The organism is Blastomonas ursincola (assembly GCF_013607875.1).
In the GTDB taxonomy this organism is placed as follows: Bacteria; Pseudomonadota; Alphaproteobacteria; order Sphingomonadales; family Sphingomonadaceae; genus Blastomonas; species Blastomonas ursincola.
The window spans coordinates 122247-138692 of the sequence record NZ_VDES01000003.1; the positions used below are offsets into that span (position 1 = coordinate 122247).

18 protein-coding genes are annotated in these 16446 nt (G+C 63.0%); 11 read left to right on the forward strand and 7 right to left on the reverse strand.

Annotation, left to right across the window (positions count from 1 at the left end):
* The first annotated feature begins 92 nt into the window (after positions 1-92).
* From FG486_RS14400 to FG486_RS14425, 6 genes are all read left to right on the forward strand, one after another.
* Positions 93-266: a hypothetical protein gene (locus tag FG486_RS14400; RefSeq protein ID WP_167348194.1), complete on the forward strand. Its 174-nt coding sequence runs from the start codon at positions 93-95 to the stop codon at positions 264-266.
* A complete protein-coding gene (locus FG486_RS14405) occupies positions 259-1620 on the forward strand; it encodes a putative O-glycosylation ligase, exosortase A system-associated (RefSeq protein WP_181268058.1) in 1362 nt (453 codons plus the stop codon). Before FG486_RS14400 ends, FG486_RS14405 begins: the two co-directional genes overlap by 8 nt.
* 27 nt (positions 1621-1647) lie before the next feature.
* On the forward strand, positions 1648-2826 hold the full coding sequence (locus FG486_RS14410; RefSeq protein WP_181268059.1) for a mechanosensitive ion channel family protein: 1179 nt from the start codon (positions 1648-1650) through the stop codon (positions 2824-2826).
* A gap of 199 nt (positions 2827-3025) precedes the next feature.
* Entirely contained in the window at positions 3026-3484 is a 459-nt protein-coding gene (locus FG486_RS14415; RefSeq protein WP_060977884.1) for a MaoC family dehydratase, read from the forward strand.
* Positions 3485-3535: 51 nt separating this feature from the next.
* The gene (locus FG486_RS14420) at positions 3536-4711 is read left to right on the forward strand and encodes an acetyl-CoA C-acyltransferase (protein WP_060977883.1); all 1176 of its coding nucleotides are present in this window, start codon (positions 3536-3538) and stop codon (positions 4709-4711) included.
* Positions 4712-4852: 141 nt separating this feature from the next.
* Positions 4853-5362, forward strand: a complete 510-nt coding sequence (locus FG486_RS14425; protein WP_181268060.1) for a pyridoxamine 5'-phosphate oxidase family protein — start codon at positions 4853-4855, stop codon at positions 5360-5362.
* A gap of 57 nt (positions 5363-5419) precedes the next feature.
* Here FG486_RS14425 and dgcA read toward each other — a convergent pair whose 3' ends face one another.
* Together dgcA and FG486_RS14435 are read right to left on the reverse strand one after the other, a co-directional pair.
* A complete protein-coding gene (gene dgcA, locus FG486_RS14430) occupies positions 5420-6388 on the reverse strand; it encodes an N-acetyl-D-Glu racemase DgcA (RefSeq protein WP_137775759.1) in 969 nt (322 codons plus the stop codon).
* Between the two features lie 69 nt (positions 6389-6457).
* The gene (locus tag FG486_RS14435) at positions 6458-7678 is read right to left on the reverse strand and encodes a polyhydroxyalkanoate depolymerase (protein WP_181268061.1); all 1221 of its coding nucleotides are present in this window, start codon (positions 7676-7678) and stop codon (positions 6458-6460) included.
* 273 nt (positions 7679-7951) lie between these two features.
* Between FG486_RS14435 and FG486_RS14440 the strand changes: the two genes are divergently transcribed.
* Positions 7952-9826 carry an ABC transporter transmembrane domain-containing protein gene (locus FG486_RS14440; RefSeq protein WP_181268062.1) on the forward strand — a complete coding sequence of 625 codons (1875 nt, stop codon included), beginning with the start codon at positions 7952-7954 and terminating at the stop codon, positions 9824-9826.
* Entirely contained in the window at positions 9801-10880 is a 1080-nt protein-coding gene (locus tag FG486_RS14445; protein ID WP_181268063.1) for an esterase-like activity of phytase family protein, read from the forward strand. The genes FG486_RS14440 and FG486_RS14445 overlap by 26 nt, the downstream gene beginning before the upstream one ends.
* Here the strand turns inward: FG486_RS14445 and FG486_RS14450 are convergent.
* Together FG486_RS14450 and rpmB are read right to left on the reverse strand one after the other, a co-directional pair.
* Complete coding sequence (locus FG486_RS14450; RefSeq protein ID WP_181268064.1) at positions 10849-11316, reverse strand: Rid family hydrolase; 468 nt, start codon at positions 11314-11316, stop codon at positions 10849-10851. The genes FG486_RS14445 and FG486_RS14450 overlap by 32 nt on opposite strands.
* Positions 11316-11597: a 50S ribosomal protein L28 gene (gene rpmB / locus FG486_RS14455; protein WP_023838203.1), complete on the reverse strand. Its 282-nt coding sequence runs from the start codon at positions 11595-11597 to the stop codon at positions 11316-11318. Before rpmB ends, FG486_RS14450 begins: the two co-directional genes overlap by 1 nt.
* Positions 11598-11744: 147 nt before the next feature.
* Between rpmB and FG486_RS14460 the strand changes: the two genes are divergently transcribed.
* Positions 11745-12200, forward strand: coding sequence for a nucleoside deaminase (locus tag FG486_RS14460; protein WP_181268065.1), 456 nt, complete (start codon positions 11745-11747; stop codon positions 12198-12200).
* 119 nt (positions 12201-12319) lie between these two features.
* On the opposite strand, the gene FG486_RS14465 is transcribed toward FG486_RS14460, so the two are convergent.
* Positions 12320-13126, reverse strand: coding sequence for a LytR/AlgR family response regulator transcription factor (locus tag FG486_RS14465; RefSeq protein WP_023837830.1), 807 nt, complete (start codon positions 13124-13126; stop codon positions 12320-12322).
* The gene (locus FG486_RS14470; protein WP_066277491.1) at positions 13123-14220 is read right to left on the reverse strand and encodes a sensor histidine kinase; all 1098 of its coding nucleotides are present in this window, start codon (positions 14218-14220) and stop codon (positions 13123-13125) included. Before FG486_RS14470 ends, FG486_RS14465 begins: the two co-directional genes overlap by 4 nt.
* 96 nt (positions 14221-14316) lie before the next feature.
* On the opposite strand from FG486_RS14470, the gene FG486_RS14475 reads away from it, so the two are divergent.
* Entirely contained in the window at positions 14317-14922 is a 606-nt protein-coding gene (locus tag FG486_RS14475) for an HD domain-containing protein (RefSeq protein ID WP_181268066.1), read from the forward strand.
* 107 nt (positions 14923-15029) lie between these two features.
* Positions 15030-15401 carry a VOC family protein gene (locus tag FG486_RS14480; protein WP_181268067.1) on the forward strand — a complete coding sequence of 124 codons (372 nt, stop codon included), beginning with the start codon at positions 15030-15032 and terminating at the stop codon, positions 15399-15401.
* A gap of 73 nt (positions 15402-15474) precedes the next feature.
* Here FG486_RS14480 and FG486_RS14485 read toward each other — a convergent pair whose 3' ends face one another.
* On the reverse strand, positions 15475-16371 hold the full coding sequence (locus FG486_RS14485; protein ID WP_066277475.1) for an OmpA family protein: 897 nt from the start codon (positions 16369-16371) through the stop codon (positions 15475-15477).
* Positions 16372-16446 lie beyond the last annotated feature (75 nt).

Genomic DNA, 16446 nt, shown 5'->3' on the forward strand with positions numbered 1-16446 from the left:
CGCCGCGTCAACCCATTGCGCTTATGGCTGTAAACCGCAAGCCGGCTGTTGCATAGTCGGTGCATCACCATTCGGGGCAGGGCCGCAGGTTCATGGTCGACAATTTTGCCATTGCGATCTCGCACCTGCTGATTGCCGTTGCGGCATGGCGGCTCGTCTGGCGCGCCGATCTGGACAAGGAAGATCCGCCCGAGAAGGACAAGCTGGGCTCGGGCTTCTTCCAGCCGAAACCACGGCCTCGCCAGCAGGAGCGCAGCGATGCGTGACCTTGCCTTTGTCGCATTCCTGGCCGCATTTCTTGCGCTGGGCTTCAAGCGGCCGTTCCTGTTCGTGCTGGCCTATGCCTATATCGATATCGTCGCGCCGCAGCGCCTGTCCTACTGGATGCTCAATGCGGTGCCCATCTCGCTGATCGTCTTCGGCCTCGCGTTTCTGGGCTGGCTGATCGCCGACGACAAGAAGGACATGCGCGTCTCGTTTCGCCAGGGCGTGATGCTGCTGCTGTTCCTGTGGTGCGCCTATACCACGCGAACGGCAGACTTTCCGATCGACGCGCAAGGCAAATGGGAATGGGTGTGGAAGGCGCTGGTTTTTGCGATGTTCCTGCCGCTGACCTTGCGCACCAAGCTGCGCATCGAGGCGCTGGGGCTGATGATGGTGCTGTGCGCCAGTTCGATCATCATCACCGGCGGCATCAAGACGCTGGCCTCGGGCGGAGGCGGCTATGGTGTCATGCAGCTGCTGATTTCGGACAATAGCGGGCTTTATGAAGGTTCGATCATCTCGACCGTCGCCATCTGCATCATCCCGCTGATCCTGTGGCTGGCCAATTACGGCACGGTGTTTCCGCCCGACTGGCGGGTGAAGACCTTTGCCTATGCGCTGATCTTCGCCTGCCTGCTGATCCCGATCGGCACCCAGGCGCGAACCGGGCTCGTCTGCATCGGGGTTCTCGGCGTGCTGATGCTGCGCTTCGTGCGCTATCGCTTCCTTTATGCCGGAGTGGCGGCTGCGCTGGCGGTGGCAGCGGTACCGTTCCTGCCGCAAAGCTATACCAACCGCATGGCGACGATCGGCGAATACAAGGCGGATCAGTCGGCCTCCACCCGGGTCGCTGTCTGGGCCTGGACCTGGAAATATGTGCAGCAGAACCCCGGCGGGGGCGGTTTCGAGGCCTATCTCCAGAACAGGGTCAAGTTCGATACGGTGGCGGCCAAGGGCGATGGGCCCAACACCCTGATCGAGAAGAACGAGATCGTCGACAAGGGCCGCGCCTATCATTCGAGCTATTTCGAGATGCTGGGCGAGCAGGGCTTTTTCGGGCTCTTCCTGTGGCTGGTCATCCATTTCGGCGGAATCGTGCGGATGGAGGTCATCCAGCGGATCCACCGCAAGCGCGATCGCGAGGACGAGAAATGGGTCGTCCCGCTCGCGCTGGCGTTGCAGAACGGGCAGATCATCTTCATGGTCGGCTCGGCCTTTGTTGGCATCGCGTTCCAGCCCTTCGTCTACATGCTGATCGCGATGCAGATCGGGCTCGACACCTATCTGGCGCGTCGTCGCAAGGAGGCAGCCTTCCGTCCGCTGATCGACGGGAAAGCCGCGCCCAAACTTGCCTAATGCGCGGCGCAGCCCTAACTCGGCAGCATGACGACCAAGAAGACCGCCGACGCAACCCCCGTCCTCGCCGAACCGATCACCGCTGAAGATGTCGAGCAGAAGCTGACTGGGCTATGGGCCTGGATCAGCGCGCATGCGGTCGAAATCGCCATTGCGGTGGGTGTCGGCACGGCGATCTATCTGGCGCTCGCCTATGTCCAGCGACACGCGCGGCTCTATGCGGAACGCCAGCCCGATCGGCTGTCGCTTGCTGCTATCATCGGACGCACCCTGTCCAAGACCAAGCAGTATTTCCTGATCATGGTCTCCGCGCGGCTCGTCGTCGGCTTTTCCGAAGCGCCCGACGGCATCTTCCGCATCGTCACCTTCCTGTTCACCGTTGCCGCCGTGTTCCAGGTCGCCATCTGGGCGCGCGAGATCATTCTGGGCATGATCGAGCGCCGTGCCTCTGGCAGCGACGATGCGGGCAGCGAGACCCTCGCCAACGCGATGTCGCTGATCCGGCTGCTGGTCACGGTGGTGCTGTTCGCCATCGCCGCGATCATGGTGCTCGACAATCTGGGCGTGAACGTCACGGGCCTGATCGCGGGCCTGGGCATCGGCGGTATCGCCATCGGTCTGGCGGCGCAGGGCATATTCTCGGACCTGTTCGCGGCGCTGTCGATCATCTTCGACAAGCCGTTCAAGCGTGGCGAGACGATCGGTTTCGATACCACCACCGCGACGGTCGAGAAGATCGGGCTGAAAAGCGCGCGGCTCCGCTCGGTCAATGGCGAGGAGATCATCATCTCGAACACCAATCTGCTCGGCAAGCAGATCATCAATTATACCCGGCTCAACCGCCGCCGGACGCGCTACCGCATCGGCCTGGTCTATCAGACCGCGCCTGACCGCGCGCGGCTCGTCCCGGGCATGCTGCGCGAAATCGTGGAGCAGGGCGGCGGCATCTTCATCCGCTGCGGCTTTGTCGGCTTCGGCGCGAGCTCGATCGACTTTGAACTCGATTTCGACGTGATGAGCGCCGATTTCGAGGTGGTGTTCGAAACCCGCCATCGCATCGGCATCGCCATTCTCGAGCGCTTCAACGCCGAGAAGCTGGAATTTGCCTATCCTACACAGACATCGTTCACTGCCGCGCCTGATGGCCGGTTCATCATGCCCTATCCCGAGGGCGGCTATCAGGTGACGATGCAGGATCACGAATGAGCCCTACCCGGTGCGCCCGACCCGAGTCGGGTGACCGGATTTCGCTTTCCGTTTCCGTAAACTGCGCCGCATAACCCGCTTGCCGTAGCGGCGCGCAGTCTTGCCTTGTATGACTGGCGGAAAAGCGCCAAAAGACGCGCATTCCAAACGACAGCGGCGCGCCGCGGCGGCTGCTGCACTATCGACAGGAGGGATAGAAATGAGCGCAATTTCCCCGCAGGAAATGAAGGACATGGTGGGCCAGAATCTGGGTACATCGGAATGGCTGCTCGTCGATCAGGAGATGATCAACAAGTTTGCTGATGCCACCGGCGATCACCAGTTCATCCATGTGAACGAGGAAATGGCCAAGATGACGCCGTTCGGCGGCACCATCGCGCACGGCTTTCTCACGCTCTCGCTCTTCCCGGTGCTGATGGCCAAGTCGGATTGCCCGCGCGTCGAGGGCGTGAAGATGGGCGTCAACTATGGCGGCAACAAGGTTCGCTTCCTCGCCCCCGTCCGCTCGGGCAAGCGCGTTCGCGGCCATTTCAAGCTGCTCGAGCTCGAGGAGAAGCGCCCCGGCCAGTGGCAGCAGACGCTCGAGTTCACGGTCGAGATCGAGGGCGAAGAGAAACCCGCCGTGATGGCCGAGTGGATCAGCCAGTTTTTCGTGTGACCCGTTTCCGCTCGCCATCGAACAGCGGCGAGCCTTTGAAGGAGAATTTCCATGCGTGATGCAGTTATCGTTTCCACCGCACGTACGCCGATCGGCAAGGCCTATCGCGGCGGCTTCAACGCCACGCCGTCGCCGACGCTTGCGGCGCATTCGATCCGCGCTGCCGTCGAGCGCGCCGGTATCGAGGGCGCTGAGGTCGACGATGTCGTGATGGGCGCCGCGCTCCAGCAGGGCGTGCAGCACACCATCGGCCGTACCGCCGCACTGCGCGCCGGTCTGCCGGTGACCGTCGCGGGCATGTCGATCGATCGCCAGTGCTCGTCGGGCGTGATGTCGATCGCGACCGCCGCCAAGCAGATCATCGTCGATCGCATGGACGTTGTCGTCGCAGGCGGCGTCGAATCGATCTCGATGGTGCAGACCCCCGAAATGCGCGTCGGCCCCGATCCGGAGCTGCTGGCGATGCACAAGGACATCTACATGCCGATGCTGCAGACCGCCGAAACGGTGGCCAAGCGCTACAATATCAGCCGCGATCGTCAGGACGAATATGCCTATCGCTCGCAGATGCGCACCGCCGCCGCCCAGGCTGCCGGCAAGTTCGACGACGAGATCGTGCCGGTTAAGGCGAAGATGGCGTTCAAGAACAAGGAAACCGGCGAGGTCACGATGACCGATGTCGAGGTGACCAAGGACGAGGGCAACCGCGCCGACACCACGCTGGAAGGCCTGAAGGGCCTGCAGCCGGTCATGGGCCCGGGCATGAACATCACCGCGGGCAATGCCAGCCAGCTGTCCGACGGCGCATCGTCGTCGGTGCTGATGGAAGCCAAGCTTGCCGAGCAGAAGGGTCTGCAGCCGCTGGGTCGCTATGTCGGCATGGCTGTCGCAGGCACCGAGCCCGACGAGATGGGCATCGGCCCGGTGTTCGCCGTGCCGCAGCTGCTCAAGCGCTTCGGCCTGAAGATGGACGATATCGGTCTGTGGGAACTCAACGAGGCGTTCGCGGTGCAGGTGCTGTACTGCCAGGACGTGCTCGGCATTCCTGACGAGCTGCTCAACGTCAACGGCGGCTCGATCTCGATCGGTCACCCCTATGGCATGACCGGCGCGCGCTGCACCGGCCACGCGCTGATCGAAGGCAAGCGTCGCGGTGCGAAATACGTGGTCGTCACCATGTGCGTCGGCGGCGGCATGGGCGCGGCGGGCCTGTACGAGGTCTTCTGATCGCGCACCCGCCGCTAAGGCATCCGGAACCCGCCCTGGCAGCGATGCCGGGGCGGGTTCTTCTTTGCCTTCGGCAGAGGATAGCTCGGGAACGCGCTTCGCGGTCCGTCGTATCCCCTGTTACCAAGACAGGAGCACGATATGACCCCCGACACCCCCCATGCTTCCAACGAAGATACGTCCGAGGCGCTCGACGCATTCTGGAGCGCGCTCGAGAGCAGCCCGTTCCTGATGCTCGGCCTGCCCGCGCAGGTTGCGCACAGCATGCCGATGACCGCGCAGTTCGATGGCCGCCACGGTCCGATCTGGTTCTATGGCTCGCGTAAGAGCCGCCTCGCCGAGGGGCTCAGCTCGACCAACGATGCGATGGCGCAATATGTCGGCGAAGGGCACAAGCTGTTCGCGTGCATCGCGGGCATGCTCACCATCGACAACGATCCCGCGATCATCGACAAGTTCTGGTCGAACGCGGTCGAGGCCTGGTACGACCAGGGCAAGGCCGATCCCGATCTGGTGATGTTCCGCTTCGACCCCAGCCATATCGAAATCTGGCAGGCGGACATGTCGCTGATGGGCAAGCTGAAAATGGCTTTTGGCGGCACGATGTCGCCCAAGGACCTCGAGGGCAAGCACGTCGAAACCGCGCTGTGACCTGAAAGTTTCCGCCGTCTGCCCATCGCGTCCGGGCAGGCGGCGGATTAACCCTGATCAGCCGAGGCTGATAATTCCGTTTTCGAAGCGGAAACCGCCTGCGCGGTCCTTCTTGAGCAGCGCCGGGCCGTCCAGATCCACCCAGTCAGCGGTCTGGGCCAGATGGAAGGCGGGGCGGATGCCGAGGCTGGTCGAGAGCATGCAGCCGACCATCGTTTTCAGCCCGCGCGCCTTGGCGGCCTCGCTCAGGCGCAGCGCTTCGGTCAGACCTCCGGCCTTGTCGAGCTTGATGTTGACCGCCTGGAAGGTCGCCGCGACCCGGTCGATATCCTCTGCGACATGGCAGCTTTCGTCGGCGCAGAAGGGCAGGGCGCTCTCGATGCCTTCGAGATCCTCCTCGAAACCGGCTTCGACCGGCTGCTCGATAAGCTCGACGCCGAGCTTCTTCAGCGCGCCCGTCATCTCTTCCAGATCGACCTCTTCCCAGGCCTCGTTGGCGTCGACGATCAGTCGCGCATCGGGGGCGCCGACGCGCACGGCGGCGACGCGCATCAGGTCATCCTCGCCGTTCAGCTTCAGCTTGAGCAGCGGATAGCCCTTGGCCGCCGCCTTCCTGGCATCGGCCTTCATCACCTCGGGCTCGTTGAGCGAGATGGTATAGGCGGTGACCAGCGGCTTGGGCTGGGGCAGGCCCGCCAGCTGCCAGAGCGGCTTGCCGGTCGCCTGCACCTCGAGGTCCCAGAGCGCGGCATCCAGCGCGTTGCGCGCTGCGCCTTCCATCATCGTCTTGAGCAGGTCCTCGCGCGTCAGCGGGCGGTTCTGCTTCGCGCGCATGTCGATGGCTTCGGCGCACAGGTCCGCCGTTTCGCCCTCGTAATAGATGGGCGTGCCCTCGCCGCAGCCGACATGCGTGCCATCGGTGACTTCGCAATACACGACGTCGACGTCGGTCTTGGCGCCGCGGCTGATGATGAAACTGCCGTCAACGGCAAAGCGCTCGACGCGCACGGTCTTCAACTTGATCATGGTCGCGGCGATAAGGGCCGGGGGCCGGGGCGGCAAGCCCGAAACGCCGCTCCCGGTCCGATCATGCGATCAATCGTGGCTCGCAATCCAGTCCTCGACCACTGGCGCGATCCGCTCGCGCCACTTGCTGCCGTTGAAGATTCCGTAATGGCCGACGCTTTCGGCCATCAGATATTTCTTCTTCGCCTTGGGCAGCTTGGGCGTCAGCGTCAGCGCCGCGCGGGTCTGGCCAAGTCCGCTGATATCGTCGCGTTCGCCCTCGATCGCCAGCAAGGCGATGTCGGTGATCGCGCATGGATCGATCCGCTTGCCCCGGTGCATGAACTCGCCCTTGGGCAGGCTGTGCGTCTGGAACACGTTCTCGACCGTCTGCAAATAAAATTCGGCGGTCATGTCGCAGACCGAACGATATTCGTCGTAGAAGTCTTTGGTGGCATCGGCGCTTTCGCCGTCGCCGTTGACCAGATGCTTGAACATCTCCCAATGGCTCATCATGTGGTTGCCCAGGTTCATCGTCATGAACCCGGTGAGCTGCATGAAGCCCGGATAGACCTTGCGGCCCGCGCCCTTGTACTGGAAGGGCACCTTGGCGATGACATTATGCTCGAACCAGGCGAGCGGGCGCTGGGTCGCCATGGTGTTGACGGCGGTGGGCGCCTCGCGGGTGTCGATCGGCCCGCCCATCATCGTCAGCGTCTTGGGGCGGCAGGGATGCTGATCGGCCGACATCAGCGCAGCGGCGGCAAAGCACGGCACCGAAGGCTGGCATACCGCGAGCATATGCGCGCCGGGGCCGACATGCTCGAGAAAGCCGATCAGATAATCGATATAATCGTCGAGATCGAACCGGCCTTCCTTCAGCGGCACGTCGCGCGCATCGGCCCAGTCGGTGATATACACTTCATGGCGAGGGATCATCCGCGCGACCGTGCCGCGCAGCAGAGTCGCATAATGGCCCGACATCGGCGCAACGATCAGCAGCCGCGGCGCATCCTTGGCCAGCCTTTCGTGGCGGAAGCGGATCAGGTCGCCAAACGGGCGCTTGAGAACGATCTCCTCGTGGACAGCGCTGGGTGCGCCATCGATATCGACCGTGGTGATGCCGAAGGCCGGCTTGCCATAGGGCGCGGAGGCGTGCGCAAACACCTCGAGCGCCGAAGCCATGATCGGCTCGCCTCCGAAAAATGTCATGGGATTGAGCGGGCTATTCAGCATGTTCGCGCCGATCGTCGCGATGGCGCTGGCGCTCGAAAGGAACGAGCGTTGAAGTTCATAGGCGTGGTAAAGCATCAAATTCCCCTGCAAACCGCCGTGTCCGCTTGGTGCGGCTCTGTCCGGCGGCCTCTCACCTGCCAATGTTGCGCTGCACCACCGAAAATACAAGCGATTAACGCAGGTGCGGCGTGCGTGGTTGCCGGTAAAAAGCATCGCATGCACGGGTTAATCAATCGGTTACAGGCGTTTAGGCAGATGTAAATCTGACGTCCCGAAACGGTGACGTTGCCGGTGGCGGGCAACCCAAAAACATTGAGTGCAGCCGGATGGCCTGCTAGGCGCACAGCCATGGCGGAAACACACAATCCAGCGGTAGCTGCGGCGGCTGCAAACGACCCTGCGGGCATCGACGAACCGGTCGCAGACCTTGCGGATAGCGGCAAGGGCAAGCGCGGCAATCCTCGCCAGCTGGGCAATCTTGCGATGCTCGCCAAGTTTGCGGCTGCCTATCCGCGCCAGATCGCCTTCGCGCTGCTCGCGCTGACGGTGGCTGCTGGCGCGACGCTCGCCATTCCCGCAGGCTTCAAGCTTGTCATCGATCGCGGCTTTGGCGGCGATGGCGGCAGCACCGAGGATATCGGCCGCTGGTTCCGCTATCTGTTCATGATCACCGTGATCCTGGGCGTTTCCACGGCGCTGCGCTTCTACTTCGTGTCCTGGCTCGGGGAGCGGGTGGTGGCCGATATCCGCCTTGCGGTGCAGCGGAATCTGCTGGGCCTTGCCCCGTCATTCTTCGAAACCAACCGGCCGTCGGAAATCGCCTCGCGCATGACCTCGGACACCGCGATCGTCGAGCAGGTGGTCGGTACCACGGTCTCGGTCGCGCTGCGCAATCTGGTCGTGGGCATTGGCGGCATCGTCTATCTGTTCTCGCTCGCGCCCAAGCTGACCGGCATGCTGCTGCTCGGCATCCCGCTGGTCGTGCTGCCGATCGTGTTCATCGGTCGTCGGCTCGAAAAGGTCGCACGCTCGAGCCAGGACCGCGTCGCGAATGTCGGCGCGACCACAACCGAGGTGCTTGGCGCGATGAAGATCGTCCAGGCGTTCGGCCAGGAAGCGCGCGAGGCCGCGCGTTTCGGCGAGGCAGTGGAAACGACCTTTGCCACCGCGCGCCGCCGCATCACGCTGCGCGCCAGCCTCACCGCTGTCGTCATCACGCTGATCTTCGGCGCGATCACCGCGATCATGTGGCAAGGCGCGATCGACGTGATCGAGGGGCGGCTCTCGGGCGGCGACATTGCCGCGTTCGTGCTGACCGGCGGTCTGGTCGCGGGCGCCTTCGGCGCGCTGACCGAGGTGTATGGCGACCTGCTGCGTGCAGGCGGGGCCGCCGGACGGCTCAACGAGCTGCTCAACGAGCAGCCTGAAATCCGGGCTCCGGCCAATCCTATCGTGCTGCCGGTGCCCCCGCGCGGCCAGCTGAGCTTCCAGAATGTGAGCTTTGCCTATCCCACCCGGCCCGAAACGCTGGCGCTCAAGGATTTCTCGCTCCAGGTCTCGCCGGGCGAAACCGTCGCGATCGTCGGGCCTTCGGGTGCTGGCAAGTCGACCCTGTTCCAGCTCGCCCAGAGGTTCTACGATCCGCAGGCCGGATCGGTGCGGATCGATGGCGTGGCGCTGTCGTCTGCCGACCCGAAGGAGATCCGCCAGCGGATGGCCTTCGTGCCGCAGGACAGCGTGCTTTTCGCCGCCAGCGCACGCGACAATCTGCGCTACGGCAACTGGGCAGCGAGTGACGAGCAGATCTGGGAAGCGGCGCGCGCGGCCAATGCCGAGGAATTCCTGCGCAAGCTGCCTGAGGGGCTCGACAGCTATCTGGGCGAGGGCGGGGCACGGCTTTCGGGCGGTCAGCGCCAGCGTATCTCGATCGCGCGCGCGCTCTTGCGCAACGCGCCGATCCTGCTGCTTGACGAGGCGACCTCGGCGCTTGATGCCGAGAGCGAGAAACTAGTGCAGAATGCGCTCGAGCATCTGATGCAGGGTCGCACGACGCTGGTTATCGCGCACCGGCTCGCGACCATCCGTTCAGCTGACCGCATCGTCGTGATGAGCGATGGTAGTATCGTCGAGGAAGGCACGCACGACCAGCTTTCGGCGCGCAATGGCCTGTATGCGCGGCTTTCGGCGCTGCAGTTCAATGAAGGGCCGCTCGCTGCCGAGTGACGGGGAGGACCGGGCGGTGGAGCCGATCGAAGCCGAACCGCGCGGGCGCGTCGCGCTGCGGCGCGCTCTCGCGCTCACCTCGCTGCTGTTCTTCCTTGGTACCGGTGCGTTCGTTGCCGATTCGCCGATCCCCGGCAATGACAGCCAGCAAATTACCGTGCGCACGCCGCGCGACCTGCCGCGCCTGCCACACCAGCTGGGCAATGGCCCGTTGACGCTTGTCGGAGGCTGGGAGCTGCAGAGCGACAACAGCGAGTTTGGCGGCTTTTCCGCGCTGCATGCTATGGGCAATGGGCGGCTGATCGCGCTGAGCGATGCCGCCATCCTTGCGGGCTTCACGATCACGGCCAAAGGCAGGGCGCAGGACAGCTTCATTGCACCGCTGCCGGTGCGCAAGGGGGAACCCAGCACGAAAAAGGACCAGGATTCGGAAAGCCTGACCTTCGATCCCGTGTCGGGCCGATATTGGGTGGGGTTCGAGCAGCGCCACCGCATCCGGCGCTATGCCCCGGGCTTCGCGCGCGCCGAGGCGACCGGTAAGCCGCTGGCGATGCAGGAATGGCCGAACAACGGCGGGGCAGAGGCGATGGTGCGGCTGCGTGACGGTCGGTTTCTCGTGTTTTCCGAATCGCGCTCGATCCGTCCCGGTGTGACGGTGGGGCTCATCTTCCGGGGCGATCCTGCCGAAACAGGGGCTAAGGCCGTGTCGTTCGCCTATCAGCCACCACAGGGCTATCGCATTACCGATATCGCACAGCTGCCCGATGGTCGGCTGATCGCGCTGCACCGGCGATTCAATCTTGCCGAAGGCGTGAGCGCCAAGATAGCGCTGATCGACACGAACACGGTCAGGGCCAAAGCACTGGTGCGCCCCCGCGTCATTGCGACGCTGAAACCCCCGCTGCCGGTCGACAATATGGAAGGCATTGCGGTCGATCGCGAAGGCCGGCGAACGATCCTGTGGGTGATTGCGGACGACAACTATCTGCTGCTGCAGCGCAGCCTGCTGCTCAAGTTCGAGCTCAGCGAACCGCCTTCTTCGCCACGATCTTGATTTCGGTGACTCCGCCAGGTGAATAGAGGCGCGTGACCTGCACGGCGGTCCAGGCAGCAAAGGGCGGGGTGATGAACTGCTTCTGCACTTCAGACATAACCGCAACTTGCGGCTCTATATCCGTGTGATAGCTGGTGATTTCGACCACATCTTCCCAGGTCGCGCCTGCGCGCAGCAGGATGTCGCTGATGCGGCGATAGGTGCGCTCGAACGCAGCCTTGTCTGCCGTCGGACCAACCACCACGCCTGACAGATAGATGGTGCCGTCGCGCAGGATCACGGCATCGCTATAGCCCGCGCTCTCCTGGAAGGCGCGTTCCTGCGGATTTTCGGAGTATAGGACTTCGGCAGTCGTGCGCGTTCCTGCCAAAACAGGGCTCGCCAACGCTGCAAGGCCCAGCGCACCGGCATAAAGCGCGGTGCGCTGGCGGTCCATCAGGCCGCAGCCTTGTGCAGCTCGCGCTTGATCTTGGCGGCGCGGGCCGACAGCTTGTCTTCGCTGGTCTTGAGCAGCCAGTTGTCCAGGCCGCCGACATGCTCGACCGAACGCAGGCCTGCGGTCGACACGCGGAGCTTGAAGCTGCGCTCGAGCTTTTCGCTCATCAGCGTGACGTTCTGCAGGTTGGGCAGAAACACGCGCTTGGTCTTGTTGTTGGCGTGAGACACATTGTGGCCCACCATCCGGCCCTTGCCGGTCAGTTCGCAGATGCGCGACATGATAAAGAATCCTGATGCAATAGGTTTGCTAGAAGAACGGGGCGGTTAGCGTCAGATGACCTTCAAGTCAACCGCCTGCGCGCCGATAACCCGTATCTGCCGCGAATCCTCTGGCGGCGCAAGACGCATTGCGGCAAGGCGGATGGCATGACGCTGCAAACCGCCCGCCAATATGCCGCTCTAGCGCTTGATCTTGCGCGCAAGGCAGCAGAGCTGGGCGAGGTGCCGGTGGGCGCGATCGTCGTCCGCAAGGGCGAGGTCATCGGCCGGGGCCATAACCAGCCCCGTGCCCTGCACGATCCCACCGCGCATGCCGAGATCATGGCGATCCGTGAGGCATGCGCAACACTGGCGAGTGACCGGCTGACGGGATGCGATTTATGGGTGACGCTGGAACCGTGCGCGATGTGCGCCGGGGCGATCGCGCATGCCCGGATCGCGAGGCTGCACTATGCGGCCAGCGACCCCAAGGGCGGGGCGGTGGAACATGGCCCGCGCCTGTTCCATCAGTCCACGGTGCTACACAGGCCGGAGGTCTATGCAGGCGTTGGAGAGGAAGAGGCTGCGCTACTGCTGAAGGCATTCTTCGCCGCACGGCGATAATGCCCTGGCCGTCATTCCCGCGAAAGCGGGAAACCCGCTTTTTCATTAACGTCGCGTGATAAGCGGGCCCCCCGCCTTCGCGGGGGTGACGATTTCAGACGATCAAACTTTCGGAGCGATCAGTGGACGAACCGCGCCACCACGTCGCGATAGCTGCGCGAGACCTTCACCTGCGCGCCCGATTCGAGCACCAGGAAACATTCGCCATTGGTGTGCGGCTTGACCTGGCGGACCAGCCCAAGATTGACGATGGTCGAACGGTGCACGCGCTGGAAGTTTCGCGGGTCGAGCCGCTTTTCCAGATCCTTCATCGTCTCGCGCAGGATCAGCGAATTGTCGCCGGTATAGATGCACATGTAATCGCCGGCGGCATCGATGCGCTCGATGGTATCGACATCGACGCGGAAGATCTGGCCGCGATCTTTGATGTTGATGAGCTTCTCATAGCGGTTCGACGAAGCGGCTTCGTCTTCCTCGCCCAGATCGAGATTTTCCACCGCGTCGGGGGCCACCTCGTTCAGCACGTTCATCAGCTTGACGGCTTCCTCGCGGCCCTTCTTGTCGCGGATGCGTTCGCGGATGCGATCGATCGCATCGGCCAGGCGCACGTCCTCGACGGGCTTGAGCAGATAATCGACAGCCTGCGCCTCGAAAGCCTTGATCGCGTGCTCGCTATAGGCGGTGCAGAACACGACCAGCGGCGGCTCGATGTCCATGATCCCCTGCACGACAGAGAATCCGTCGAAGCCGGGCATCTGGATGTCGAGAAAGATCAGGTCGGGCTTGAGTGTCTTTATCTTGCGGATGGCCTCGCGTCCGTTGAGGCAGGTATCGATAATCTCAATGTCTTCGAACTTTTCCAGCCGGAGCTGCATGCCCTGGATCGCGAGCTTCTCGTCATCGATCAGGATGGTGCGGATGGTCATGCCTGTAATTGCCTTTGTTCGCGTGTTTCAAACGGAATTTCGATAATCACGCTATAGCCGCCCCCGGGTGATGATCGTGTCTCAAACCGGTGATTGTCTTCATATGCCTGGGACAGTCTGTCCCTGATATTCGCCAGCCCGACCCCGGTTGATGCATTGGCTTTCTCGCCCTGCTTCTTCAATCCGGGCCCTGTGTCGGTTACGGTGATACGCAGCAGAGGTCCGATGAGTTGCGCCGAGATGTTGATATCGGCCCCATCCTCCTTGGGTGTCACCGCGTATTTAATGGCGTTCTCAACCAGTGGTTGCAAGAGCAACGATGGGAGAAGCGCCTTGGCCGCATTGGGCTCTATGTCGAAATGCGCGCGCAACCGCTCCTCGAAGCGCATCTTCTCGATGTCGAGATAGAGCTTCAAAGTCTCGACTTCCTGCTCGAGCGTCACGCGCGCCGTCGGCTCGTTGGCGAGCGTGTAGCGCAGGAACGAAGAAAGGCGCGAGAGCATCGCGTTCGCGGGTTCGGTCTGCTTGAGCAGCACCAGCGTCGAGATGCTGTTCAGCGTGTTGAACAGGAAATGCGGGTTGAGCTGATAGCGCAGCATCGCCAGCTGCGCGCTGGTGGCCTGGTTCTCCAGCCGCAGCATCTGGTCCTGCTGTTCCTCGATCCGCAGGAAGAAGTTGATCGCGTAATAGAGCGCCGACCACGCGCCGAGCAGGGTGAGGTCGAGATAGAAGGCGCCGAGCAGGATCGCGGTGAAGTTGCTGTCGGTGCCGGGGCGATAGAGCGTGGCGACCCAGGCGTCGACAAAGGCCCAGAGCGCGGATCCCGTCAGCAGTACGATCAGCGTCACGCCCCAAGTGACCAGCGGCTTGCGGTCGATCAGCGTCTGGTAGATCACGCTCATCACCAGCGAGACCGAATAGCCGGTGATCGTCGCGATGATGATCGGCACCAGGAACGAGATCGGCTGGCCATTGGCGAGCCCGGAGATACCGCGCAGCGCCAAGGCACCTGCCCAGCCCAGCGTCTGCAGGTTCCAGAAGGCCCGGTTCTTGTTGGCAAAGAACGGTGTCGGCTTGATAGGCAGCATCGCCATGGTGAACCCGGTCTAGCCGGTTTCGCTCCCGCACCCCACAATTTTTTGCATCCGCTGGCAGGCTGGGTTACGCTTCGTACAAACAGACAAGAGAGGATGCCCATGACGGATACGCTGGCGCCCGAGGCTCGGGCCAAGTTCACCGCGATGACCAACGGGACGCAGGAAGACTGGGCGATCATCGCCGGGCAGTATCGCGAATTTGCCGGGGGACTGGCCGACAGGGTGCTGGCGCATCTGCGGCTGCTCGATGGCGATTTCGGCGGTTTTCCGATCGATCGGCTGCAGCACAGCCTGCAAACCGCAACCCGCGCGCACCGCGATGGCCGCGACGAGCAATATGTCGTCATGGCGTTGCTCCACGATATCGGCGACACGCTGGGCAGTTTCAACCATCCCGATGTCGCGGCCGCCATCATCAAGCCGTTCGTGTCGGAGGAGGTGCACTGGATCTGCGCCAATCACGGCGCGTTCCAGGGCTATTACTATTTCCATTTTATCGGCGGCGATCGTGACGTGCGCGAGAATTTCCGCAGCTCGCCCTATTTCGATGCCTGCGCGGAATTCTGCGAGAAATACGACCAGGCAGCCTTCGACCCGGATTACGAGAGCGAGCCGCTCGAGTTTTTCGAACCGATGCTGCGCCGGGTGATGGCTCGCCCGATCAACTCGATGTACGCCAAGGTGGCAGAGCAGACCTAATTGCCGTGCCCGGATGGCGAGTTGCGCCATGCATGCTGCTGGCGCTCGCGGCCTGCGCCCCTGACGAGCGTGCTTCTCCGCAAGTGCCCGGCACAAGGCAGGACCCCATGACCAATCCCGTCGTCCATTTCGAGATTCCCGTCGAGAACATGGACCGGGCCGTACGCTTCTATGAGGCGGTGTTCGGTTATCGCCTTCGCAGGGAGACGGTCGATGGTTATGCCATGGCCTTCTTTCCGCGTGCCGATGGCGGGGCAGGGGCGAGCGGTGCCTTGGCCCAGGGGGATGTGTACAAGCCCGCCAAGACTGGTCCCATTCTCTATTTCGACGTTGACGACATCGACGCCACGCTCGCTCGGGCCACAGCCCTGGGAGCCACCATCCTCTATCCCAAGAAGGATATCGGCGAGGCAGGCTTTGTTGCTGAGATCGAGGACAGCGAAGGCAACCGCATTGCGCTCAGCGCGCCAAGGGATTGAGGCGAGCAGACGAAGAGGGGGCACCCGCATATGGCGGATGCCCCCTCGTTCTATCCAAGCTGTTGAATAGGCCTCAGCGCGCCGAATTTTCGGCGTAGAGACCGTCCACCGCCTTGCTGACCAGCACATTCACCGCAACGCGGCGGTTCTGCGCCTTGCCCTCTTCGGTCATATTGTCTGCGACCGGATCGGCCTCGGCCATCCCAGCAGGCGTCAGCATGCGATAGGGCTTCCACTTGCAGACCTGCTGCAGATAGTTGATCACGCTCGCAGCGCGCTTCTCGCTCAGCGTCTGGTTGAACTCCTCGTCGCCATCGGCATCGGTATAGCCGACGACCAGCAGCAGCGCATTGTCCATCTGCTCGGCAGAGCCTGCGGCCGCGCACAGCTCCGCCTTGGCCTGATCGCTGAGCTTCGCCTGGGCGGTGTCGAAATAGACGTTCGTCGTCGCCTTGACGTTATACTGGTCGATATCGCCCATGCGGCCGCGCAGCGCCTCGGTCGCTGCAGTCTGTTCGGCAAACTGCTGGGCGGTTCCGGTGCGGATCATCGACGCGGTCTTGAAGTCGGTATTCTTGAAGGTGATCTGACTGGCCAGCAGCGTGTCGCCCGACTGCAGTGTCTTGATCGTCAGCGGCAAGCCGTTGAGCAGCGCGCCGGTATCCAGCTGGGTGCGGCTTGCTCCGAAGAGACCGCCGGTCGCGCGGACCTGGGTCTGGTCGTTGACGAACAGGATCGTGCGGCTGCCATCGGCGGTCTGAACCTGGATGCGGTCACCCTGGCGCGCGGTGAGCACGCCCTTGATCTCGGGCCCCTTTGTCATCGTCGCGGGATCGGGAAGCGCTTCGGCTTCGCTCGCGACATCGGCGCGCAGCGGCGTGTTCTGCTGGGCGACAAGCGCAGGCGAGGCGGAAAGCGCGAGCGCGGCCAGGGTCAGACGAATGCCCGACGTGGTGGCATGAAAAGGCATAGATGCTCCTTGAGGAAATGAAATTCGTCCCTGTTCCTCGGGAGACTGACAAATGGGGCTATCGGTTCCTGTTGC